Genomic DNA, 23,173 nt, shown 5'->3' on the forward strand with positions numbered 1-23,173 from the left:
GGAGTGAGGAACGTGCAATTTCAAATAGGGGATATGGTAGCCAGAAAATCCTATCAAATGGATGTTTTGTTTCGCATTATAGGAATAGAGCAAACAAGCAAAGGAAATTCAATCGCTATTTTGCATGGTGATGAAGTCAGGCTGATTGCTGATTCGGATTTTTCTGATCTGGTAGCAGTGAAAAAAGATGAGCAGATGATGCGGAAAAAGAAAGATGAGAGCAGAATGAATGAATCGCTCGAATTGCTCCGCCAGGATTATAAGCTGCTCAGAGAAAAGCAGGAGTACTACGCGACAAGCCAATATCAGCATCAGGAGCATTATTTTCATATGCCGGGCAAGGTGCTTCATCTGGACGGTGATGAAGCATATCTGAAAAAATGCTTGAATGTCTATAAAAAAATTGGAGTTCCGGTCTACGGCATCCATTGCCATGAAAAGAAAATGTCTGCTTCTATTGAAGAATTGCTCGACAAATATCGACCTGACATTCTGGTGATAACAGGACATGATGCGTACTCGAAGCAAAAGGGCAGCATTGATGATTTGAACGCGTACAGACATTCAAAGCACTTTGTTGAAACGGTGCAAAACGCCCGAAAAAAGACCCCTCACTTAGATCAGCTTGTTATTTTTGCGGGGGCCTGCCAATCCCATTTTGAATCACTCATAAGAGCGGGGGCAAATTTCGCGAGTTCACCATCAAGAGTCAACATTCATGCGCTTGATCCGGTATATATCGTCGCGAAAATCAGCTTTACGCCGTTTATGGAACGAATCAATGTATGGGAGGTGCTCCGAAATACGCTGACAAGAGAGAAAGGGCTTGGAGGTATTGAAACAAGAGGAGTGCTGAGAATTGGAATGCCTTATAAGTCTAATTAACAGCTGAAAACCTGTATAGGAGATCTATGCGGGTTTTTTATTTTACATAATGATACATAATTTACCGAAACTTGCGGAAAATAATTGAGGAATCATAGAATTTTGTCAAAATAATTTTATTGACAACGTCTTATTAACGTTGATATAATTTAAATTTTATTTGACAAAAATGGGCTCGTGTTGTACAATAAATATAGTGAGGTGGATGCAATGGCGAAGACGTTGTCCGATATTAAAAGATCGCTTGATGGGAATTTAGGTAAAAGGCTGACGTTAAAAGCAAACGGTGGCCGCCGAAAAACGATTGAGCGTTCGGGCATTTTAGCTGAGACGTACCCTTCTGTTTTTGTGATACAACTAGATCAAGACGAGAACTCGTTTGAAAGAGTTTCATACAGTTATGCTGATATTTTGACTGAGACTGTTGAGCTGACTTTTAATGATGACGCCGCAAGCTCAGTGGCATTTTAACGGGCAGTGAACCTTTTGTTTACTGCTTTTTGTTTTGCCCTTTTTTGGTTTCCAGTAATTTTAACGAAAGTTCCATCTGATTTAGCAAAAGATAAAACGGTCACACATTATCGTGACGTGCACGAATGGCTATCACTTCTAAAAAAGGGGTTGTTTCGTTTGGGCAGACGTCGTGGAGTTATGTCAGATGAGTTTAAATATGAGCTGGCTAAAGACCTTGGTTTTTATGACACAGTCAAAAATGGCGGCTGGGGCGAAATTCGGGCCCGCGATGCCGGTAACATGGTAAAGCGCGCCATTGAAATCGCCGAACAGCAAATGGCTCAGAACCAGAATAACCGATAAGGATGTGACCCGGGGGACGTGCCGTTCCCCGGTTTTTTGTGTTGGATATAAATACATAATTGGCTGCAATATGGATATGTTCATCCTGTACTTCAAATGTGATACAATGTTCATACTTATGTTTAGATGGAGAAGTAGGTGAAAGCTATGCGTATTTTAGAAAAAGCGCCAGCAAAGATCAATCTGTCACTTGACGTCACCCGAAAACGCCCGGATGGCTATCATGAAGTCGAAATGATCATGACGACGATTGATTTAGCGGATCGGATTGAATTGACGGAGCTGGCAGAGGATGAAGTGAGGGTTTCCTCCCACAACCGTTTTGTGCCTGATGACCAAAGAAACTTAGCTTATCAGGCTGCCAAGCTGATCAAGGACAGATACAACGTGAAAAAGGGAGTTTCCATCATGATTACGAAGGTGATTCCGGTGGCTGCCGGTCTTGCCGGCGGAAGCAGTGATGCGGCGGCAACCCTTAGAGGGCTGAACAGGCTGTGGAATTTAAATCTTTCAGCAGAAACGCTTGCTGAGCTTGGAGCGGAAATTGGCTCCGACGTTTCATTTTGTGTCTATGGCGGAACTGCACTAGCAACAGGACGCGGCGAGAAAATTAAACACATCAGCACGCCTCCGCATTGCTGGGTCATTTTAGCGAAGCCGACAATCGGTGTTTCAACTGCTGAAGTGTACAGACAGCTAAAGGTGGATGATGTAGAGCATCCCGATGTACATGGCATGATTGAGGCTATAGAGGAAAAGAGTTTTCAAAAGATGTGCAGCCGTTTAGGCAATGTGCTTGAATCTGTAACGCTTGATATGCACCCTGAAGTCGCGATGATCAAAAACCAGATGAAACGCTTTGGCGCAGATGCCGTGTTAATGAGCGGGAGCGGCCCGACAGTGTTTGGACTGGTTCAGTATGAGTCGAAGGTGCAGAGAATTTATAACGGGTTAAGAGGCTTCTGCGATCAGGTTTATGCGGTGAGAATGATCGGCGAACAGAACGCTCTTGATTAAATCCGTATGTTAAGTTATATTGATCTTAAAATATTCGGATTTTGGGGGTAAGTTCATGAAGTTTCGTCGCAGCGGCAGATTGGTGGACTTAACAAATTACTTGTTAACCCATCCGCACGAGTTAATACCGCTAACCTTTTTTTCTGAGCGGTATGAATCTGCAAAATCATCGATCAGTGAAGATTTAACAATTATTAAGCAAACCTTCGAGCAGCAGGGGATCGGTACTTTGCTTACTGTTCCCGGAGCTGCCGGAGGCGTCAAATATATTCCGAAAATGAAGCAGGCTGAAGCTGAAGAGTTTGTGCAGACACTTGGACAGTCGCTGGCAAATCCTGAGCGTATCCTTCCGGGCGGTTATGTATATTTAACGGATATCTTAGGAAAGCCATCTGTACTCTCCAAGGTAGGGAAGCTGTTTGCTTCTGTGTTTGCAGAGCGCGAAATTGATGTTGTCATGACCGTTGCCACGAAAGGCATCCCTCTGGCGTACGCAGCTGCGAGCTATCTGAATGTGCCTGTCGTCATCGTTCGCAAAGACAACAAGGTAACAGAAGGCTCCACAGTCAGCATTAATTACGTCTCAGGCTCCTCAAACCGCATTCAAACGATGTCACTTGCGAAAAGAAGCATGAAAACGGGTTCAAACGTACTCATTATTGATGACTTTATGAAAGCAGGCGGCACAATTAATGGTATGATTAACCTGTTGGATGAGTTTAACGCGAATGTGGCGGGGATCGGCGTCCTAGTTGAAGCCGAAGGAGTAGATGAACGTCTTGTTGATGAATATATGTCACTGCTTACTCTTTCAACCATCAACATGAAAGAGAAGTCCATTGAAATTCAGAATGGCAATTTTCTGCGTTTTTTTAAAGACAATCTTTTAAAGAATGGAGAGACGGAATCATGACAAAAGCAGTCCACACAAAACATGCCCCAGCGGCAATCGGGCCTTACTCACAAGGGATTATCGTAAATAATATGTTTTACAGCTCAGGGCAAATTCCTTTGACTCCTTCAGGCGAAATGGTGAACGGTGATATTAAGGAGCAGACTCATCAAGTATTCAGCAACTTAAAAGCAGTGCTGGAAGAAGCAGGTGCTTCTTTAGAAACAGTTGTAAAAGCAACTGTATTTATCGCGGATATGGAACAGTTTGCGGAAGTAAACGAAGTGTACGGACAATATTTTGACACTCACAAACCGGCGAGATCTTGTGTTGAAGTCGCGAGGCTCCCGAAGGACGCACTGGTCGAGATCGAAGTTATTGCATTGGTAAAATAATAAGAAAAAGTGATTCTGGGTGAGCTCGGAATCACTTTTTTATTTACCTTATGCCCGAAATGAAAGCTTTATGACCTAATTGTGTAACTATATCCTATTTTTTCAAAAAATATTTTAAAAACATGCAGGATTTCAAAAAAAATCGTGGAATTGATACACTAATGCTTTTATATAGGGAAAAGGTGGTGAACTACTGTGGAAGTTACTGACGTAAGATTACGCCGCGTGAATACCGATGGTCGCATGAGAGCGATTGCATCCATCACGCTGGATCACGAATTTGTTGTTCATGATATTCGTGTGATTGATGGAAACAATGGTCTTTTCGTTGCGATGCCGAGTAAACGCACCCCTGATGGAGAGTTCCGCGATATCGCTCATCCTATTAATTCAAGCACGCGAGGAAAGATTCAAGATGCCGTGTTAAATGAGTATCATCGTCTGGGTGACACTGAAGCATTAGAATTCGAAGAAGCTGGAGCTTCTTAAAAAATAACCAAAAAGCAAGGACTGCTGAAAGGGCTGACAAAAGCCTTTTGCCGGCGGTCCTTTTTTAATTCTGATTTTTCAAACTTAATTGCACTCAATAGAAAATTCTTGCACTTCATGAAGTCTCCTTGAAATCAGAAGATATTTAGGATATATTTTTCTATGGATAAAAGGGATATTGGAGGCCAATAAATGGATAAGCGGTTTGCAGTTGTTTTAGCGGCTGGACAAGGAACGAGAATGAAATCAAAGCTTTATAAAGTCCTTCATCCAGTTTGCGGTAAGCCTATGGTAGAGCACGTCGTGGACGAAGCCTTAAAGTTATCTTTATCGAAGCTTGTCACGATTGTCGGACATGGTGCGGAAGAAGTGAAAAAGCAGCTTGGTGAAAAAAGCGAGTACGCGCTTCAAGCAGAACAGCTTGGCACTGCTCATGCTGTAAAACAGGCACAGCCATTTCTTGCTGACGAAAAAGGCGTCACGATTGTCATTTGCGGAGATACGCCGCTTTTAACAGCAGAGACAATGGAACAGATGCTGAAAGAACATACACAAAGAGAAGCAAAAGCTACGATTTTAACTGCGGTTGCAGAAGATCCAACCGGATACGCCGCATTATTCGCGGCGAAAACGGAGCGGTTCAAAAAATCGTTGAGCATAAGGACGCCTCTGAAGAAGAACGTCTTGTGACTGAGATCAATACCGGTACGTATTGTTTTGATAATGAAGCGCTATTCCGGGCCATTGATCTGGTGTCTAATGATAATGCTCAAGGCGAGTACTATTTGCCGGATGTCATAGAGATTCTTAAAAACGAAGGCGAAACTGTTGCCGCTTACCAGACTGATAATTTCCAAGAAACGCTCGGAGTTAATGATAGAGTTGCTCTTTCTCAGGCAGAACAATTTATGAAAGAGCGTATTAATAAACGGCATATGCAAAATGGCGTAACGCTGATTGACCCGATGAATACGTATATTTCTCCTGACGCTGTCATCGGAAGCGATACTGTAATTTATCCCGGAACTGTGATTAAAGGTGAGGTGCAAATCGGAGAAGATACGATTATCGGACCTCATACGGAGATTATGAATAGTTCCATTGGCAGCCGTACGGTTATTAAACAATCGGTAGTCAATCACAGTAAAGTGGGGAATGATGTAAACATAGGACCTTTTGCTCACATCAGACCTGATTCTGTCATCGGGAATGAAGTGAAGATCGGAAATTTTGTTGAAATCAAAAAGACTCAATTCGGAGACCGAAGCAAGGCTTCGCATTTAAGCTATGTCGGTGATGCTGAGGTAGGCACAGATGTAAACTTGGGCTGCGGTTCAATAACTGTCAATTATGATGGAAAGAATAAATATTTGACGAAAATTGAAGATGGCGCGTTTATCGGCTGCAATTCCAACTTGGTTGCCCCTGTCACAGTCGGAGAAGGCGCTTATGTTGCAGCAGGTTCAACTGTTACGGAAGATGTACCTGGAAAAGCGCTTGCTATTGCCAGAGCGAGACAAGTAAATAAAGACGATTATGTGAAAAATATTCATAAAAAATAATCCTAAATTCGGAGGTTTATCCATGTCTAATCAATACGGAGATAAGAATTTAAAGATTTTTTCTTTGAATTCGAATCCAGAGCTTGCAAAAGAAATCGCAGATATAGTTGGAGTTCAATTAGGGAAATGTTCTGTCACAAGATTTAGTGACGGGGAAGTCCAAATTAATATCGAAGAAAGTATTCGCGGATGTGACTGTTATATCATCCAGTCTACAAGTGACCCCGTTAACGAGCATATTATGGAACTGCTGATTATGGTAGATGCGTTAAAACGCGCTTCAGCAAAAACGATTAACATTGTGATTCCTTATTACGGTTATGCACGTCAAGACAGAAAAGCAAGATCCCGTGAGCCAATCACAGCAAAACTTTTTGCTAACCTGCTTGAAACAGCCGGTGCAACTCGTGTGATTGCACTTGACCTGCATGCGCCGCAAATTCAAGGATTCTTTGATATACCGATTGACCACTTAATGGGTGTACCGATTTTAGGAGAATATTTTGAAGGCAAAAACCTTGAAGATATCGTCATTGTTTCACCAGACCACGGCGGTGTGACACGCGCCCGCAAACTGGCTGACCGACTAAAAGCACCGATTGCGATTATCGATAAACGCCGTCCGCGTCCAAATGTGGCGGAAGTCATGAATATTGTAGGTAATATCGAAGGGAAGACTGCTATCCTTATCGATGACATTATCGATACTGCAGGTACCATTACACTTGCTGCTAATGCGCTCGTTGAAAACGGAGCGAAAGAAGTATATGCATGCTGTACACACCCTGTACTATCAGGCCCAGCTGTTGAACGGATTAATAATTCAACAATTAAAGAGCTTGTTGTGACAAACAGCATCAAGCTTCCTGAAGAAAAGAAAATTGAACGGTTTAAGCAGCTTTCTGTCGGACCGCTTCTGGCTGAAGCGATTATTCGTGTTCATGAGCAGCAATCAGTCAGCTATCTGTTCAGCTAAACCGATTTTTTTGAGGTTTAAATCCTTATCGTTATGGGTATTGTTTGTAATAGGACAATAAAACGATAATAGGATGGTGCTGAATATGGCAACGTTAACGGCAAAAGAAAGAACGGACTTTACTCGTTCGTCTCTTCGGAATATCCGTACATCAGGACATGTTCCAGGTATCATATATGGGAAAGACACGGGAAACAAACCTGTATCATTAGACAGTGTGGAGCTGATCAAAACGCTGAGGGACGAAGGTAAAAATACAGTCATCACGCTTGACGTCAGCGGAGAAAAACATTCTGTCATGGTAACAGATCTGCAAACGGACCCGCTGAAAAATGAAATCACTCATGCTGACTTTCAAGTGGTCAATATGAGTGAAGACATTGAGGTGGAAGTTCCGATTCACCTGACTGGAGAAGCCATTGGAGTGAAAAACGGAGGAGTGTTGCAGCAGCCGCTATATGCACTCACTGTAAAGGCTAAACCAAAAGCCATTCCGCAAACGATTGAGGCTGATATTTCAAACCTCGATGTAAATGAAGTACTGACTATTGCGGATTTGCCTGCTGGCGGTGACTACTCCTTTAATCATGAATCAGATGAGGTCGTGGCTTCTATCCTTCCTCCACAGCAACAGGAAGCAGCTGAGATAGATGAAGAGGAATCTGCCGATGCTCAGCCTGAAGGTGAAAACAAAGAACAATAATAGCTTAAGGCGTAACCCTCCCGTGGTTACGTCTTTTGTGCTAGAATGAGAAGAATTATAGCCCGCTTATGCAGACGGGAGTTTATGTGACTAAGGGAGGATTCGCCATGCTTGTGATAGCCGGTCTCGGAAACCCGGGGAAGAACTATGAAAATACACGGCATAATGTCGGGTTTATGGTGATAGATCAGCTTGCAAAGGAATGGAATATTGAGCTGAATCAAAATAAATTTAATGGATTATACGGAACCGGATTTGTTTCCGGCAAAAAGGTTCTACTTGTTAAACCGCTTACATATATGAATTTATCAGGAGAATGTTTGCGGCCTTTAATGGACTATTATGATGTCGATAACGAAGACTTGACAGTCATTTACGATGACCTCGATCTTCCGACTGGCAAGATCCGTTTAAGAACGAAAGGAAGCGCCGGAGGGCACAATGGCATCAAATCACTGATCCAGCATCTTGGAACATCCGAGTTTGACCGCATCCGCATCGGAATCGGCAGGCCTGTAAACGGCATGAAGGTCGTTGATTATGTGTTAGGCTCCTTCACCAAGGAGGAGGCACCCGACATTGATGGAGCGATCGATAAGTCTGTGAAGGCTTGTGAAGCTTCTCTGAGCAAACCGTTTTTAGAAGTCATGAACGAATTTAACGCAAAGGTATAAAATGAATCAACAAAGTCCATACTACACCAAAATGACTTTTTCATCAGGAGGTCCCTTGTATGGCTTTGCATTATTATTGTCGTCATTGCGGAGTGAAAGTAGGCAGTCTCGAATCTTCCATGGTATCGACTGACTCACTTGGATTTCAGCACTTAACAAACGAGGAAAGAAACGATATGATTTCTTATAAAGAAAATGGAGATGTCCATGTTTCGACGATATGTGAAGATTGCCAAGAGGCGCTTGACCGAAATCCGCAGTACCACGAACATCACACATTTATTCAATAAAAAGCTTTGGTGTAGACACTAGACCAAAGCGTTTTTCTGTTCTCACAGGAAACAGAGAGGAGGGGCCATATGGACAACATTCAAACCTTTATAAAAGAAAGCGATGATTTTAAATCCATCATCAACGGTTTACACGAGGGGCTGAAGGAACAGCTGCTCGCGGGTCTGTCGGGTTCCGCGCGTTCTGTTTTTACTTCTGCCCTGGCTAATGAAACGAATAAGCCTATCTTTCTAATCACCCATAACTTATATCAAGCCCAGAAAGTAACGGATGATCTGACTTCACTTCTAGAGGATCGGTCTGTCCTTTTGTACCCCGTCAATGAACTCATTTCATCTGAAATCGCAGTCGCAAGCCCTGAATTGCGTGCGCAGCGATTAGATGTCATTAATAGATTAACGAATGGAGAAGCGCCAATTGTTGTTGCTCCGGTAGCTGCAATCAGAAGAATGCTGCCACCTGTAGAGGTCTGGAAAAACAGCCAAATGCTCATTCAAGTGGGCCATGACATCGAACCCGACCAGCTTGCATCACGGCTGGTAGAGGTAGGATATGAGCGTTCTGATATGGTTTCAGCACCTGGGGAATTCAGTATTCGCGGAGGAATCATTGACATTTACCCGCTGACTTCAGAGCATCCGGTGAGAATTGAACTTTTTGACACCGAAGTGGATTCAATCCGCAGCTTTAACTCAGATGATCAGCGGTCAATTGAGACCCTTACCTCGATCAATATCGGTCCTGCAAAGGAATTGATTATCAGACCTGAAGAAAAAGCGCGGGCGATGGAGAAAATCGATAAAGGTCTTGCCGCAAGCCTGAAAAAATTAAAGGTCGACAAGCAAAAAGAAATCCTTCATGCGAATATTTCTCACGATAAAGAACGCTTGTCTGAAGGCCAGACAGATCAGGAGCTGGTGAAGTATCTCTCATATTTCTATGAAAAGCCTGCTAGTTTACTAGATTATACACCTGAAAACACACTTCTGATTTTGGATGAAGTCAGCCGGATTCATGAGATGGAAGAGCAGCTTCAAAAAGAAGAAGCGGAGTTTATAACAAACCTTCTTGAAGAAGGGAAGATTTTGCATGACATCAGTTTGTCATTTAGCTTCCAAAAAATAGTAGCTGAGCAAAAACGGCCTCTGCTGTACTATTCTTTATTTTTGCGGCATGTACACCATACGAGTCCGCAGAATATCGTCAATGTATCAAGCAGACAAATGCAGAGTTTCCATGGCCAAATGAACGTACTTGCGGGTGAAATGGAGCGCTTTAAAAAATCCAACTTCACCGTTGTATTCTTAGGAGCAAACAAGGAACGCACACAGAGATTATCATCTGTTCTGGCTGATTATGAGATCGAAGCCGCTATGACAGACAGCAAAAAAGCGCTTGTTCAGGGACAGGTCTATATCATGGAAGGCGAGCTCCAATCGGGATTTGAGCTGCCGTTGATGAAGCTTGCTGTTATTACGGAAGAAGAACTGTTCAAAAACCGTGTGAAAAAGAAGCCTCGAAAACAGAAGCTTACCAATGCTGAGCGCATTAAGAGCTATTCCGAGCTTCAAATCGGTGATTATGTCGTTCATATTAATCACGGGATCGGAAAGTACTTAGGGATTGAAACTCTTGAAATCAATGGAATCCATAAAGACTATTTAAATATTCATTATCAGGGAAGCGACAAGCTTTACGTCCCTGTAGAACAAATTGACCAGGTGCAAAAATATGTCGGATCTGAAGGAAAAGAGCCGAAGCTGTATAAATTAGGCGGAAGCGAATGGAAACGGGTCAAGAAAAAAGTAGAGACATCCGTTCAGGATATTGCTGATGATTTAATTAAGCTGTATGCCGAAAGGGAAGCGAGCAAGGGCTATGCGTTTTCTCCTGACCATGAAATGCAGCGTGAATTCGAATCAGCGTTCCCTTATCAAGAGACTGAGGATCAGCTACGTTCCATTCATGAAATCAAAAAGGATATGGAAAGAGAACGTCCGATGGACCGCTTGCTGTGCGGAGACGTAGGTTACGGGAAAACAGAGGTTGCCATACGTGCCGCGTTTAAGGCGATCGGTGACGGAAAGCAGGTAGCTCTGCTCGTTCCGACAACGATTTTGGCACAGCAGCACTATGAAACCATTACTGAGCGCTTCCAGGACTATCCGATTAATATTGGCCTTCTCAGCAGATTCAGAACGAGAAAAGAAGCAAACGAAACGATCAAAGGATTGAAAAACGGTACTGTTGATATCGTTATCGGGACGCACCGGCTGCTATCAAAAGATGTCGTGTATAAAGACTTAGGGCTCCTTATCATTGATGAAGAGCAGCGTTTCGGTGTAACCCATAAAGAAAAGATCAAGCAGATCAAAGCCAATGTTGATGTATTAACATTAACAGCAACGCCGATTCCGCGTACGCTGCATATGTCTATGCTTGGCGTAAGGGATCTTTCAGTCATCGAGACTCCGCCGGAAAACCGCTTCCCCGTACAGACTTATGTTGTGGAATACAACGGCGCCCTTGTCAGAGAGGCGATTGAACGTGAGCTTGCACGCGGAGGACAGGTCTATTTCTTGTACAACCGGGTAGAGGATATTGAGCGGAAAGCGGATGAGATCTCAATGCTTGTCCCTGACGCGAAGGTGGCGTATGCGCACGGGAAAATGACAGAAAACGAACTAGAAACCGTTATGCTGAATTTCCTTGAAGGAGAATCAGACGTTCTCGTCAGCACAACCATTATTGAAACAGGCGTAGACATCCCGAACGTCAATACGCTGATCGTATTTGACGCAGATAAAATGGGTCTTTCTCAGCTTTATCAGCTGCGGGGACGCGTCGGCCGTTCTAACCGTGTGGCGTATGCGTACTTCACGTACCGCCGGGATAAAGTGCTGACAGAAGTGGCTGAAAAAAGGCTACAGGCTATTAAAGAGTTCACAGAGCTTGGTTCCGGTTTTAAAATTGCAATGCGTGACTTAACGATTCGCGGAGCCGGGAATCTTCTTGGTGCTCAGCAGCACGGCTTTATCGATTCGGTCGGATTTGACCTCTATTCACAAATGCTGAAGGAGGCCATTGAAGAGCGTAAAGGAGATACAGCGAAGTCGGTGCAGTTTGAAACAGAAATTGATGTCGAGCTTGATGCGTATATTCCTGAAACCTATATTCAAGATGGCAAACAGAAAATAGATATGTATAAACGCTTCAGGTCTGTGGCTACAATCGAAGAGAAGAATGAACTTCAAGACGAAATGATCGACCGGTTTGGAAACTATCCAAAAGAAGTCGAATACTTGTTTACTGTTGCGGAAATGAAGGTTTATGCGAAACATGAACGTGTTGAGCTGATTAAGCAGGATAAAGATGCGGTCAGATTGACGATTTCTGAAGAAGCAAGTGCGGAAATTGACGGTCAGAAGCTGTTTGAGCTCGGCAATAAATATGGCAGACAAATCGGACTGGGAATGGAAGGCAAAAAACTCAAAATCTCCATACAGACAAAAGGCCGCAGTGCCGATGAATGGCTCGAAACCGTGCTGGGCATGCTGAAGGGCTTAAAAGATGTGAAAAAGCAAACCATTTCATCAACGTAAATTTTGTTACTCTCTGGTGTATATTACATTTGATGTGACGGATACTAATTTCAAGCGAGGCGGAAGGTACATAAAGTAACTGCTTTAGGTCTTTCCCACATGTATAACCATCAAATGAAAGAGAGGCACCAGAGATGAAAGCAACCGGTATCGTACGTCGTATTGATGACTTAGGTCGGGTCGTAATTCCTAAAGAAATTCGCAGAACTCTGAGAATCAGGGAAGGCGATCCGCTTGAGATTTTTGTAGATCGTGACGGAGAAGTGATTTTGAAAAAGTACTCTCCGATCAGTGAGCTTGGAGACTTTGCAAAGGAGTATGCAGACGCGCTTTACGACAGTCTCGGCCATTCAGTGCTGATTTGTGACCGTGATGTATATATTGCCGTGTCGGGCAGTTCGAAAAAAGACTACTTGAACAAGTCGATCAGCGAAATGCTGGAAAGAACAATGGATCAGCGCAGTTCCGTGCTTGAGAGTGATGCAAAATCAGTACAGCTTGTTAATGGCATAGATGAGGACATGAATTCATATACTGTCGGCCCAATTGTGGCGAATGGCGATCCGATAGGCGCCGTGGTGATTTTTTCAAAGGATCAGACAATGGGCGAAGTAGAGCATAAAGCCGTTGAGACAGCAGCTGGATTTTTGGCTCGTCAAATGGAACAGTAGGTCTTATTCCTTTTATCGAAAATAGGTATGAAAAGAACAGCTCTCCTTGGGAAGCTGTTCTTTTTTCATGCATGCCCAAAAAGGATTCCAAGGGTTGGGATGTGGTATAATAACCTCGTTTTTATTTGTGCCGCGGTAATACGTGAACCGTATTGCCCCTGACGTTGGGAAGGAGCTTTTGGATGGATGATTCAATAGGCGTTAAACGGCATTGGATTTGGCAGGGGGCTTTTGTTTTAATTCTGGCAGGCGTCATCTCAAAAATACTAAGCGCCGTTTACAGAGTCCCGTTTCAAAACATTGTCGGCGATGTTGGATTTTATATATATCAGCAGGTATATCCCTTTCTTGGTATTGCGGTCATGCTGTCCACATCAGGATTTCCGGTCATTATTTCGAAACTGATGAATGATTATAGTGAAAAAAGCCATCACACCATATTAAAAATATCAGCGTTGTTTTTGTCTCTCATCGGTGTTTTATTATTTCTTTGCTTATATATGGGTGCTGTTCCAATCGCACTTTTTATGGGAGATTCACATCTCGCCGTGTTAATTCAAGTAACTGCGTTTGCATTTCTGCTGTTCCCGTTTGTCGCGTTGCTTAGAGGCGGTTTTCAAGGGCGGCAAGATATGCTCCCGTCAGCCTTATCGCAGATGACAGAGCAGTTTCTGCGGGTTGTGGTGCTCTTGGGCTTATCATTTTGGCTCGCCAAACAGGGGGCCTCGCTCTATACTGCAGGGGCGGCAGCCGCTTCCGGGTCTCTTGCCGGAAGTTTCGTTGCGTTGATGATACTCGGATTTTTTTGGTTCAAAGCGAACAGAGATAACCAAACGGATAGGCAAAATGAAAACGTCATAACAACAAAAGAATTGACGAAAAAACTGCTTTTATATTCGGTTACAATTTGTGTAAGCAGTTTGCTTCTTTTGTTTATCCAGCTTGTCGATGCTTTGAATTTATATGCTTTGCTTTCGGACGGTGAGGCAAGCGAAGAGGCGAAACGCCTAAAGGGGATTTATGATCGGGGGCAGCCCTTGCTGCAGCTCGGTTCAGTTTTCGCGGTGAGCATTGCGACGTCACTCGTTCCGTATATTTCTAAGGCCGTAAAGAACAAAGAGTTGAAGATCATGAAAGAAAAAGTCACGTCTTCTTTAAAACTATGTCTTGTGCTGGGTACAGGAGCGTCGGCTGGATTGATCTGCATTCTTGAGCCGGTCAATATCATGCTGTTTCAAAATGGCGAAGGGACAGCTGCGTTACAAGTATTCAGCTGCTCCATTTTGTTTGCATCCTTGGCAGTTACAGCAGCCGCAGTTTTGCAGGGCGCTGGATACACAGTTTTTCCTGCGATAGCGGTAGGCGCAGGTGTTGCAGTGAAATGGGTGTTAAACACCCTTTTGGTTCCCCGCTATGGGATTGAAGGTGCATCACTTGCAACAGCGGCATCCTTTGCAGCTGTCGCCGGCCTTAACTTGTATCAGCTTCGGCAAAAGGAATGGCTCGATAAAATCAGAGGCATTATGATTCCGCTCATTGGATCTGCCCTTTTGATGTCGGCTGTCTTGCTTGCGTATATGCGCCTCTGGACTTTCTTGATTCCTGCAGCAGGACGAGGAGCGGCTGTGATTGAAAGTCTTTCTGCTGTTGCTATTGGTGGCGCGGTGTTTATTTATTGTATGATGAAATTGGGAATATTTACAGATGAAGAGCTGAACAGTGTGCCTTTTGGCAGCAAGTTAAGCAAAATCATAAAAAGGAGAGAACAAAATGGCGGGTAATATTACAGTCGTCGGACTTGGTGCCGGAGACATGGACCAATTGACAATTGGTATACATAAGCTGCTGACGAAGGCAGATACGCTGTATGTCAGAACCAAGGATCACCCTTTAATTCAGGAGCTTGAAAAAGAAACGAAGAACATCCGTTTTTTTGACGATATATATGAGAAACATGACCAGTTCGATGCAGTATATGAGGAAATTGCAGATATCCTCTTTGAGGAGGCGCAGCGTGAGGACGTGGTTTATGCTGTACCGGGACACCCTTTTGTCGCAGAAAAAACAGTACAGCTGCTGACGGAGCGGCAGGAAGAGGAAAATGTTCAAGTGAAAGTTGCGGGAGGACAAAGTTTTCTTGATGCCACATTCAATGCCTTGCAAATCGACCCGATTGAAGGTTTTCAATTTGTGGATGCCGGCACGTTGTCCGCGGATGAGCTTGAGCTCAGACATCACCTGATCATTTGTCAGGTTTACGACCAAATGACCGCTTCTGAAGTCAAGCTGACATTGATGGAGAAGCTGCCTGATGATTATGAGGTTGTGATCGTGACAGCGGCTGGGAGCCGTGACGAGGAGATCCAGACAGTGCCTTTATTTGAGCTGGACCGTAATGTCGCCTTGAATAACTTAACAAGTGTGTATATTCCGCCGATTAAAGAAGAGAAGTTGCTTTATCACGAATTCTCTGCATTCCGAAGCATCATCAGAGAGCTTCGCGGGCCTAATGGATGTCCGTGGGATAAAAAGCAGACACATCAGTCATTAAAACAGTACATGATTGAAGAATGTTATGAACTTCTCGAAGCAATCGATGAAGAAGACACAGACCATATGATCGAAGAGCTTGGCGACGTTTTGCTTCAGGTCTTACTTCACGCGCAAATTGGTGAAGATGAAGGTTATTTCACAATTGATGATGTCATAAAAGGAATCAGTGAAAAAATGGTCCGAAGACATCCCCATGTGTTTAAAGATGTTAAGGTTCAGGATGAACACGATGTATTGGCAAATTGGGAAGACATAAAAAAAGCCGAAAAAAACACATCCGGAGCATCGTTATTAGACAGTGTGCCGAAAACCCTATCAGCTCTTTCGAAAGCTGCTAAACTTCAGAAAAAAGCAGCAAAGGTTGGTTTTGATTGGGAAGACGTCAGCGATATTTGGGAAAAGGTAAGCGAGGAAATGAAGGAATTTTCTTCTGAGGTTTCTGAAGATCCTCATGAACACAATCTCAAGGCCGAGTTTGGCGACATTTTGTTTGCACTTGTGAATGTAGCCCGCTTTTACAAAATAGAACCGGAGGAAGCGCTGGCCATGACCAATGACAAATTCCGGAGGCGGTTCTCGTATATTGAGGAAACAGCGAAGGAAAAGGGAATCGAGCTGGCTGATATGTCTCTTGAGGACATGGACAAACTGTGGAATGAAGCAAAAGAAACTGAGAGGAGATCGTAAATATGAGATTAGATAAATTTTTAAAAGTATCACGGCTGATCAAACGACGTACACTAGCAAAGGAAGTAGCTGACCAGGGACGCATCGCTATTAACGGAAACCAGGCCAAAGCAAGCTCTGACGTAAAACCGGGAGATGAACTAACGGTCCGCTTCGGCCAAAAGCTTGTAACGGTTCAAGTAAATGAGTTAAAAGACACGACGAAAAAAGAAGAAGCTGCAAACATGTATACGATCCTAAAGGAAGAAAAACTCGGCGAATAGGCTTGTTCTAAAAAAATCCCCCGCCTCATACAATGCAGTAATAATGCTAAAAGTATCGAGGATATGGGGGCTGAATAGATGAATTCATATTATGATCAAAAAGATTCTTCGTCTGTTCCGGAACAGCATGATGTGACAATGAAAGGCCGGAAGCATTTAGATATTTCTGGGGTGAAGCAAGTGGAGAGCTTTGATAACGAAGAATTCCTGCTGGAAACGGTGATGGGAATGCTCTCAGTCAGAGGCCAAAACCTTCAGATGAAAAATCTAGATGTTGAAAAAGGGATTGTTTCTATTAAAGGCAGGGTATTTGATTTAGTGTACTTAGACGAACAACAAGGGGATAAAGCTAAAGGGTTTTTTAGCAAGTTGTTTAAATGACGCTAACGACACAATTCTATACAATGCTGGCGATGTCCGGTATGGGCCTCTGGCTTGGGGCGTCGCTTGATACATACCGGCTCTTTGTCATTCGTGCCAAAACAGCCAGATGGCTATTATTTATTCATGATATTCTTTTCTGGATTGTGCAAGGGCTGCTTTTCTTTTATGTCTTGCTACATGTAAATGAGGGAGAATTCAGGCTGTATATCTTTTTAGCGGTTCTGCTGGGCGTTGCGACGTATCAGAGCCTTTGCAAACGAATCTATATAAAAATACTGAAATTCGTCATTTACCTTGTTGTTTCTGTTTATCAATTCTTCAAAAAACTCATTCAGCACGTGTTATTTCGTCCTATTGTGTTGACATGCGGAGCGGTCATCTGGCTGGCGGCGTTTTTATCAAAGAAAACATACCGCCTAATCGTTTTTCTCTCGTCGTGTCTATATAAAATAGCCATGGTTCTGTGTTTTCCGATCCGTTTTATCGCAAAACAATGTTTGAAACTTCTTCCTGTAAAAATGCGTCTAACTTTTAGACGTTATTTTGAAAAAGGTGCAGGATTTCTCAAAAAGAAGAAGAAACTATTGGTAACCATAAGAACGACCATTACACGTTTTTTGAAGAGATGAAAGGAGGACCGTCTGGTTTGAATTTTTCCAGAGAACGAACGATAACTGAAATACAAAACGACTATAAAGAACAAGTAGAACGGCAGAATCAGCTGAAGAAAAGAAGACGCAAAGGGCTGTACAGACGGTTGACTGTATTCGGTGCCCTAGTATTCCTGACGGCAATTGTGCTGGCAAGCTCTGTATGGTCCCAAACATCTTCCCTTAGCGCAAAAGAAGAAAAGAAAGAACAACTTGAAAAAGAACTGAAAAGTTTAAAGACAAAACAAGCGGATTTAAAAGAAGAAATATCCAAATTGAAGGATGAGGATTACGTCACAGAGCTTGCCAGAAGAGACTTATTCATGTCTGGAGACGGAGAAATTATCTTCAATGTGGAGAAGAAGAGCAAGTAGCCTTGTTGACACTTAAATTTTTATTTAGGTATAATTAAGCAAACGATCTTTTTATAAGCCTAAGGAGGAGCACTTTTTTTATGTCGATTGAAGTTGGCAGCAAGTTGCAAGGGAAAATAACAGGTATTACAAATTTTGGAGCATTTGTTGAATTGCCTGGAGGCTCAACCGGTCTCGTTCACATCAGTGAGGTAGCTGATAACTATGTCAAAGACATTAACGATCACTTAAAAGTCGGCGACCAAGTTGAAGTGAAAGTCATCAACGTTGAAAAAGACGGGAAAATTGGTTTATCTATTAAAAAAGCTAAAGACCGTCCGCAAGCCAGACCTAGAAATGATTTCCGTCCGAAAGAATCTTTTGAACAGAAAATGAATAAGTTTTTAAAAGACAGCGAAGATCGCTTGTCATCTTTAAAACGCAATACGGAATCAAAACGTGGAGGGCGCGGAGCAAGAAGAGGATAACTTGCTGCTTTCTATAAATAAATGAAGCATCCGTTCATCCCGACGGATGCTTTTTTTATTATCCTCACCCGCTCCAAAAGTCAGAAAATTATAACATTAAAGTTTCTGTTGACGAAAAGGACAAACCTTTGTATTATATAACTTGTGCTTAGAAGCACAAAACAATATGGCGGTGTAGCTCAGCTGGCTAGAGCGTACGGTTCATACCCGTGAGGTCGGGGGTTCGATCCCCTCCGCCGCTACCATATTTGTTTGGCCCGTTGGTCAAGCGGTTAAGACACCGCCCTTTCACGGCGGTAACACGGGTTCGAATCCCGTACGGGTCATCCTGAAAAATCGGCTTCTCTTGCAGAAGCCGATTTTTTTCATTTTTAGACAACATTCCGGAAATTCTTTTGATAAACGAATATCAAGGCAGAAACCGTCGAAGATTTCTTTGGTATTGTTACCTTCTTTTGACAAAATCCTATCTGTGCTTTCGCTATAATGACAGGCAACGAATATAACAGGTGGGAGATGAGAGAAATGGAAAAAGCAGAAAGAAGAGTGAACGGGCCAATGGCGGGACAAGCTTTGGAAAAACTCCAATCTTTTTTTAACAGGGGCACGAAGCTGGTGACTCATCATTTGCATTCACTGTTTTTCTATAAAGGATTCATTTATGTCGTCATCGGATTTTTGCTTGGACGGGCTTTCATATTATCCGAGGTGCTTCCTTTCGCACTTCCTTTCTTTGGGGCGATGCTTCTTATCAGAAGAGACAAGGCGCTTTATGCGGTGCTGGCTGTGCTTACAGGTGCGCTGACCATTTCTCCGAAGCACTCATTGCTCATACTAGCCGCATTGCTGGCATTCTTTGTATTTTCTAAAGTAGCCTCCTTCATCACCGACGATCGCGTGAAAGCACTCCCGATTGTCGTGTTCTTCTCCATGGCTGCAGCAAGAGCCGGGTTTGTTTACGCCCAAAATGGCGCGTTTACAACCTATGATTATGTGATGGCTGTCGTTGAAGCTGGACTATCCTTTATTTTAACGCTGATTTTCCTTCAGAGCCTTCCGGTTTTCACTGTAAAAAAAGTAAAACAATCATTAAAAATAGAAGAAATCATTTGCTTTATGATACTCATTGCTTCCGTTTTGACGGGGCTTGCCGGCTTGTCCTACCAAGGGATGCAGGCAGAACATATACTGGCTCGTTATGTCGTATTGAGTTTTTCCTTTATTGGCGGAGCTAGCATTGGCTGTACGGTTGGTGTCGTGACCGGTCTGATTCTTGGCTTGGCGAATATCGGAAACCTCTATCAAATGAGTCTGCTTGCTTTCTCCGGTTTATTAGGCGGTTTGCTGAAGGAAGGAAAAAAGGCAGGCGCAGCAATCGGGCTGATCGTTGGATCACTTCTTATTTCTTTATATGGTGAAGGCTCTGCTGGTCTGATGACAACGCTCTATGAGTCATTAATTGCAGTCGGCCTGTTTTTGCTTACACCTCAATCGATTACAAAGAAAGTGGCGAGATATATTCCGGGAACTGTGGAGCATCTTCAAGAGCAGCAGCAATATGCTAGGAAAATCAGAGATGTCACTGCTCAAAAGGTAGACCAGTTCTCTAATGTATTCCACGCGCTGTCTGAAAGCTTTGCAACCTTTTACCAAGCATCTGACGAACAGACAGATGATAGCGAAGTTGATTTGTTTTTAAGCAAGATCACGGAGCATTCCTGTCAGACGTGCTACAAGAAAAACAGATGCTGGGTACAGAACTTTGATAAAACATATGACTTAATGAAACAAGTTATGCTTGAAACAGAAGAAAAAGAATATGCATCAAACCGAAGGCTGAAAAAAGAGTTTCATCAGCATTGTTCTAAATCAAAGCAGGTTGAAGAGCTGATTGAGGATGAACTCGCACATCATCATGCCCATTTGACGCTTAAGCAAAAAGTGCAGGACAGCAGGCGCCTTGTTGCTGAACAGCTTTTAGGTGTTTCTGAAGTCATGGCAGACTTTTCTCGGGAAATAAAAAGAGAGCGGGAACAGCACTTTCTGCAGGAAGAGCAAATCATAGAGGCACTTCAGCATTTCGGTATCGAGATTCAGCATGTGGAGATATATAGTCTTGAACAAGGAAATATCGACATTGAAATGACCATTCCGTTCAGCGGACATGGAGAAAGTGAAAAAATCATTGCGCCTATGCTTTCTGATATTCTAGAAGAACAAATTCTTGTGAAAGCCGAACAACACTCTCCACATCCGAATGGATACAGTCATGTCGTCTTTGGATCAACTAAATCATACAGGGTGTCTACAGGTGCGGCTCACGCTGCGAAGGGCGGCGGCCTTGTCTCCGGCGACAGCTACAGCATGATGGAGCTAGGTGCCAGAAAATATGCTGCGGCAATCAGTGACGGAATGGGCAATGGCGCAAGGGCGCACTTCGAAAGCAATGAAACGATCAAGCTTCTTGAGAAAATCCTTGAATCCGGCATTGATGAAAAAATAGCAATTAAAACGATCAACAGCATACTGTCCCTAAGGACAACTGATGAGATATATTCCACGCTTGACCTATCTATTATCGATCTACAAGATGCAAGCTGTAAATTTTTGAAGGTCGGATCGACGCCTAGCTTTATCAAACGGGGCGACCAGGTAATGAAAGTTCAAGCGAGCAATCTGCCAATCGGTATTATTAATGAATTCGATGTGGAGGTTGTGAGTGAGCAGTTGAAAGCGGGTGATCTCTTGATTATGATGAGTGACGGCATATTTGAGGGCCCTAAGCATGTAGAAAATCATGATTTATGGATGAAACGCAAAATGAAAGGGTTAAAAACAAATGACCCGCAGGAGATTGCCGATTTGCTCATGGAGGAAGTCATCCGCACGAGATCCGGCCAAATTGAGGACGATATGACAGTTGTTGTCGTCCGGATTGACCACAATACACCGAAGTGGGCATCCATCCCTGTTCCGGCCATCTTTCAAAACAAACAAGAAATTTCATAACGCTTCCGTATAAATCAAATTTCTTCTGGCGAAGATGGGAATATATGAATCTGAGAATCCTCGTATTCTCCAGGAGGAATGAATGTGAATAACGGACATTTAAATCAAATTTTGCTGATAACGGATGGCTGCTCGAACCATGGGGAAGACCCGCTTGCAATGGCTGCTTTTGCTAAAGAGCAGGGGATTACGGTAAATGTCATAGGTATAATGGAAGAAAACCAAATTGACCCTGAAGCAATGAAGGAAGTCGAAGGGATTGCGCTTGCCGGAGGCGGTGTGCATCAGGTGGTTTATGCATCTCAGCTTTCACAAACCGTTCAAATGGTAACAAAAAAAGCAATGACGCAAACCTTACAAGGTGTAGTCAATCAAGAGCTGAAACAAATTCTCGGAAAGAATGTGGAAATGGAGGAGCTTTCTCCCGAAAAACGCGGCGAAGTCATGGAAGTGGTAGACGAGCTTGGAGAAACGGTGCATCTTCAGGTTTTGGTCCTTGTTGATACAAGTGCAAGTATGGCGCCTAAGCTTCCTACAGTAAAAGAGGCGCTGATTGATTTGTCTGTCAGCCTCAATTCCCGAATCGGGAATAACGAATTTGCGATGTGTATATTTCCCGGGAAAAAACAAGAGGTCGAGCTTGTGCTGAACTGGACACCAAAGCTGCAATCTCTTTCCTCACTCTTTGCAAAGCTTTCGACAGGCGGCATCACGCCGACAGGTCCGGCGATACGTGAAGCGACGCAGCAATTTGAAAAAATCCGCTCAAGAAGGAGCATGCTGGCAGATGATGAACGACGCTTTGACGAGTTTGGCATGTAACCTTAAGCCGGGTACGACAATCAAAGGCAAGTGGAACGGAAACTCTTATACATTGCGTAAACAGCTTGGAAAAGGGGCCAATGGAATTGTGTATTTGGCAGAAGCATCAGATGGACATGTTGCCTTAAAGGTGAGCGATGACAGCTTGTCTATTACTTCTGAAGTGAATGTCTTAAAATCTTTCTCAAAGGCCCAGTCCGTTACGATGGGGCCTTCTTTTTTTGATACGGATGATGCCTATATCCCCAGTGCCAATACGAAAGTTTCGTTTTATGCAATGGAATACATAAAAGGCCCGCTGCTTTTGAATTATGTAAATGATAAAGGAGCGGAATGGATACCGGTGTTGATGATTCAATTGTTATCCAGCTTATCGGTGCTTCACCAGCAAGGATGGATATTCGGCGATCTTAAACCTGATAATCTGATTGTAACCGGTCCGCCCGCAAGAATCCGCTGCATTGATGTAGGCGGCACAACAAAGGAAGGCCGTGCGATAAAAGAGTATACCGAGTTTTATGACAGAGGGTATTGGGGGTATGGAACAAGAAAAGCAGAGCCATCCTACGATCTGTTTGCAGTTGCCATGATTATGATCAACAGTGTGCATAAAAAAGAATTCAAGAAAACAAACCAGCCCAAGGAACAGCTTAGGTCTCTAATCGAAGGGCACCCTCTGCTGAAAAAGTATAAAAAAGTGCTTTTTTCAGCATTGAACGGCGATTATCAAACCGCAGATGAAATGAAGAAGGACATGCTCGACGCGGGGCAAAAAGCAGTACAGAGAAAACAAGCTGTAAAAACACCGCCGCAGCCTGTCACAAGACAAAGACAGCAAAAACTGCGCCAAGGAAAAGTAACGAAGACGCGCTATACTCCTAAACAGAAGCCTGCTAAGTCGGGGGGATTATTTGAAACAACGCTTATCGTGATCAGCGTTTTGGCGCTTTATTTCGCCTACATTATCTTCTTCTTAATCTGAATGGCACAA

The 23,173-nt window shown here is 43.4% G+C and carries 23 protein-coding genes, 2 tRNA genes and 1 pseudogene; all 26 read left to right on the forward strand.

Features of this window, described 5'->3' with window-relative positions; translation table 11 throughout:
• Positions 1-12: 12 nt before the first annotated feature.
• The 26 genes and pseudogenes from yabG (at position 13) to prkT (ending at position 23,164) form a co-directional block, all read left to right on the forward strand.
• Positions 13-885, forward strand: coding sequence for a sporulation-specific protease PrtG (gene yabG, locus GYO_RS21830; protein WP_014112299.1), 873 nt, complete (start codon positions 13-15; stop codon positions 883-885).
• A gap of 210 nt (positions 886-1,095) precedes the next feature.
• A complete protein-coding gene (veg, locus tag GYO_RS21835; RefSeq protein ID WP_003218330.1) occupies positions 1,096-1,356 on the forward strand; it encodes a biofilm formation stimulator Veg in 261 nt (86 codons plus the stop codon).
• Positions 1,357-1,515: 159 nt separating this feature from the next.
• Entirely contained in the window at positions 1,516-1,701 is a 186-nt protein-coding gene (locus tag GYO_RS21840) for a small, acid-soluble spore protein, alpha/beta type (RefSeq protein WP_003218333.1), read from the forward strand.
• Positions 1,702-1,848: 147 nt separating this feature from the next.
• On the forward strand, positions 1,849-2,718 hold the full coding sequence (gene ispE / locus GYO_RS21845; protein ID WP_003218334.1) for a 4-(cytidine 5'-diphospho)-2-C-methyl-D-erythritol kinase: 870 nt from the start codon (positions 1,849-1,851) through the stop codon (positions 2,716-2,718).
• Between the two features lie 55 nt (positions 2,719-2,773).
• The gene (gene purR, locus GYO_RS21850) at positions 2,774-3,631 is read left to right on the forward strand and encodes a pur operon repressor (protein ID WP_003218342.1); all 858 of its coding nucleotides are present in this window, start codon (positions 2,774-2,776) and stop codon (positions 3,629-3,631) included.
• Positions 3,628-4,005, forward strand: coding sequence for a 2-iminobutanoate/2-iminopropanoate deaminase (gene ridA / locus GYO_RS21855; RefSeq protein ID WP_003218344.1), 378 nt, complete (start codon positions 3,628-3,630; stop codon positions 4,003-4,005). Before purR ends, ridA begins: the two co-directional genes overlap by 4 nt.
• Before the next feature lie 195 nt (positions 4,006-4,200).
• Positions 4,201-4,494 (forward strand): septation regulator SpoVG, encoded by a 294-nt coding sequence (gene spoVG, locus GYO_RS21860; protein WP_003218346.1) that lies wholly within the window; start codon positions 4,201-4,203, stop codon positions 4,492-4,494.
• A 192-nt stretch (positions 4,495-4,686) separates the two neighbouring features.
• Positions 4,687-6,056, forward strand: a pseudogene (glmU, locus tag GYO_RS21870) (bifunctional UDP-N-acetylglucosamine diphosphorylase/glucosamine-1-phosphate N-acetyltransferase GlmU).
• A 22-nt stretch (positions 6,057-6,078) separates the two neighbouring features.
• Complete coding sequence (locus GYO_RS21875; RefSeq protein WP_003218353.1) at positions 6,079-7,032, forward strand: ribose-phosphate diphosphokinase; 954 nt, start codon at positions 6,079-6,081, stop codon at positions 7,030-7,032.
• Positions 7,033-7,117: 85 nt separating this feature from the next.
• A complete protein-coding gene (locus GYO_RS21880; protein WP_014112303.1) occupies positions 7,118-7,735 on the forward strand; it encodes a 50S ribosomal protein L25/general stress protein Ctc in 618 nt (205 codons plus the stop codon).
• A gap of 107 nt (positions 7,736-7,842) precedes the next feature.
• Positions 7,843-8,409, forward strand: a complete 567-nt coding sequence (gene pth / locus GYO_RS21885) for an aminoacyl-tRNA hydrolase (RefSeq protein ID WP_014112304.1) — start codon at positions 7,843-7,845, stop codon at positions 8,407-8,409.
• Between the two features lie 59 nt (positions 8,410-8,468).
• Entirely contained in the window at positions 8,469-8,699 is a 231-nt protein-coding gene (gene fin / locus GYO_RS21890) for an anti-sigma-F factor Fin (protein WP_014112305.1), read from the forward strand.
• Positions 8,700-8,768: 69 nt separating this feature from the next.
• Positions 8,769-12,302, forward strand: coding sequence for a transcription-repair coupling factor (mfd, locus tag GYO_RS21895; RefSeq protein WP_014112306.1), 3,534 nt, complete (start codon positions 8,769-8,771; stop codon positions 12,300-12,302).
• A gap of 134 nt (positions 12,303-12,436) precedes the next feature.
• Complete coding sequence (spoVT, locus tag GYO_RS21900) at positions 12,437-12,973, forward strand: stage V sporulation protein T (RefSeq protein WP_003218365.1); 537 nt, start codon at positions 12,437-12,439, stop codon at positions 12,971-12,973.
• A 182-nt stretch (positions 12,974-13,155) separates the two neighbouring features.
• Complete coding sequence (locus GYO_RS21905) at positions 13,156-14,754, forward strand: putative polysaccharide biosynthesis protein (protein ID WP_014112307.1); 1,599 nt, start codon at positions 13,156-13,158, stop codon at positions 14,752-14,754.
• A complete protein-coding gene (gene yabN, locus GYO_RS21910) occupies positions 14,744-16,213 on the forward strand; it encodes a bifunctional methyltransferase/pyrophosphohydrolase YabN (protein WP_041520824.1) in 1,470 nt (489 codons plus the stop codon). Before GYO_RS21905 ends, yabN begins: the two co-directional genes overlap by 11 nt.
• Positions 16,214-16,215: 2 nt before the next feature.
• Positions 16,216-16,476, forward strand: a complete 261-nt coding sequence (locus GYO_RS21915) for an RNA-binding S4 domain-containing protein (RefSeq protein WP_003218370.1) — start codon at positions 16,216-16,218, stop codon at positions 16,474-16,476.
• A gap of 78 nt (positions 16,477-16,554) precedes the next feature.
• Positions 16,555-16,857, forward strand: coding sequence for a sporulation protein YabP (gene yabP / locus GYO_RS21920; RefSeq protein WP_014112309.1), 303 nt, complete (start codon positions 16,555-16,557; stop codon positions 16,855-16,857).
• Entirely contained in the window at positions 16,854-17,489 is a 636-nt protein-coding gene (yabQ, locus tag GYO_RS21925) for a spore cortex biosynthesis protein YabQ (RefSeq protein ID WP_014112310.1), read from the forward strand. The genes yabP and yabQ overlap by 4 nt, the downstream gene beginning before the upstream one ends.
• 17 nt (positions 17,490-17,506) lie before the next feature.
• On the forward strand, positions 17,507-17,884 hold the full coding sequence (gene divIC, locus GYO_RS21930) for a cell division protein DivIC (protein WP_003242110.1): 378 nt from the start codon (positions 17,507-17,509) through the stop codon (positions 17,882-17,884).
• Positions 17,885-17,964: 80 nt separating this feature from the next.
• On the forward strand, positions 17,965-18,351 hold the full coding sequence (locus GYO_RS21935) for a S1 domain-containing RNA-binding protein (protein WP_003218379.1): 387 nt from the start codon (positions 17,965-17,967) through the stop codon (positions 18,349-18,351).
• Positions 18,352-18,519: 168 nt separating this feature from the next.
• Positions 18,520-18,596: transfer RNA gene (locus GYO_RS21940), tRNA-Met, on the forward strand.
• Positions 18,597-18,605: 9 nt separating this feature from the next.
• Positions 18,606-18,677: transfer RNA gene (locus tag GYO_RS21945), tRNA-Glu, on the forward strand.
• Between the two features lie 199 nt (positions 18,678-18,876).
• The gene (gene spoIIE / locus GYO_RS21950; RefSeq protein ID WP_041520825.1) at positions 18,877-21,360 is read left to right on the forward strand and encodes a stage II sporulation protein E; all 2,484 of its coding nucleotides are present in this window, start codon (positions 18,877-18,879) and stop codon (positions 21,358-21,360) included.
• An 84-nt stretch (positions 21,361-21,444) separates the two neighbouring features.
• A complete protein-coding gene (locus GYO_RS21955) occupies positions 21,445-22,182 on the forward strand; it encodes a vWA domain-containing protein (RefSeq protein ID WP_014112311.1) in 738 nt (245 codons plus the stop codon).
• Entirely contained in the window at positions 22,148-23,164 is a 1,017-nt protein-coding gene (prkT, locus tag GYO_RS21960; RefSeq protein WP_014112312.1) for a serine/threonine protein kinase PrkT, read from the forward strand. Before GYO_RS21955 ends, prkT begins: the two co-directional genes overlap by 35 nt.
• The last annotated feature ends 9 nt before the right edge of the window (positions 23,165-23,173 follow it).

Source organism: Bacillus spizizenii TU-B-10 (assembly GCF_000227465.1).
GTDB classification, from domain to species: Bacteria; Bacillota; Bacilli; order Bacillales; family Bacillaceae; genus Bacillus; species Bacillus spizizenii.

Excerpts from the sequence above, each read along its gene's own strand:
- GYO_RS21935 (WP_003218379.1), top strand. The coding sequence starts at position 17,965 with ATGTCGATTGAAGTTGGCAGCAAGTTGCAAGGGAAAATAACAGGTATT.
- prkT (WP_014112312.1), top strand. The coding sequence starts at position 22,148 with ATGATGAACGACGCTTTGACGAGTTTGGCATGTAACCTTAAGCCGGGT.
- ispE (WP_003218334.1), top strand. The coding sequence starts at position 1,849 with ATGCGTATTTTAGAAAAAGCGCCAGCAAAGATCAATCTGTCACTTGAC.
- yabQ (WP_014112310.1), top strand. The coding sequence starts at position 16,854 with ATGACGCTAACGACACAATTCTATACAATGCTGGCGATGTCCGGTATG.
- GYO_RS21880 (WP_014112303.1), top strand. The coding sequence starts at position 7,118 with ATGGCAACGTTAACGGCAAAAGAAAGAACGGACTTTACTCGTTCGTCT.
- purR (WP_003218342.1), top strand. The coding sequence starts at position 2,774 with ATGAAGTTTCGTCGCAGCGGCAGATTGGTGGACTTAACAAATTACTTG.
- pth (WP_014112304.1), top strand. The coding sequence starts at position 7,843 with ATGCTTGTGATAGCCGGTCTCGGAAACCCGGGGAAGAACTATGAAAAT.
- veg (WP_003218330.1), top strand. The coding sequence starts at position 1,096 with ATGGCGAAGACGTTGTCCGATATTAAAAGATCGCTTGATGGGAATTTA.
- spoVT (WP_003218365.1), top strand. The coding sequence starts at position 12,437 with ATGAAAGCAACCGGTATCGTACGTCGTATTGATGACTTAGGTCGGGTC.
- GYO_RS21875 (WP_003218353.1), top strand. The coding sequence starts at position 6,079 with ATGTCTAATCAATACGGAGATAAGAATTTAAAGATTTTTTCTTTGAAT.
- mfd (WP_014112306.1), top strand. The coding sequence starts at position 8,769 with ATGGACAACATTCAAACCTTTATAAAAGAAAGCGATGATTTTAAATCC.
- ridA (WP_003218344.1), top strand. The coding sequence starts at position 3,628 with ATGACAAAAGCAGTCCACACAAAACATGCCCCAGCGGCAATCGGGCCT.
- spoIIE (WP_041520825.1), top strand. The coding sequence starts at position 18,877 with ATGGAAAAAGCAGAAAGAAGAGTGAACGGGCCAATGGCGGGACAAGCT.
- yabP (WP_014112309.1), top strand. The coding sequence starts at position 16,555 with ATGAATTCATATTATGATCAAAAAGATTCTTCGTCTGTTCCGGAACAG.
- fin (WP_014112305.1), top strand. The coding sequence starts at position 8,469 with ATGGCTTTGCATTATTATTGTCGTCATTGCGGAGTGAAAGTAGGCAGT.
- GYO_RS21915 (WP_003218370.1), top strand. The coding sequence starts at position 16,216 with ATGAGATTAGATAAATTTTTAAAAGTATCACGGCTGATCAAACGACGT.
- GYO_RS21905 (WP_014112307.1), top strand. The coding sequence starts at position 13,156 with ATGGATGATTCAATAGGCGTTAAACGGCATTGGATTTGGCAGGGGGCT.
- yabN (WP_041520824.1), top strand. The coding sequence starts at position 14,744 with ATGGCGGGTAATATTACAGTCGTCGGACTTGGTGCCGGAGACATGGAC.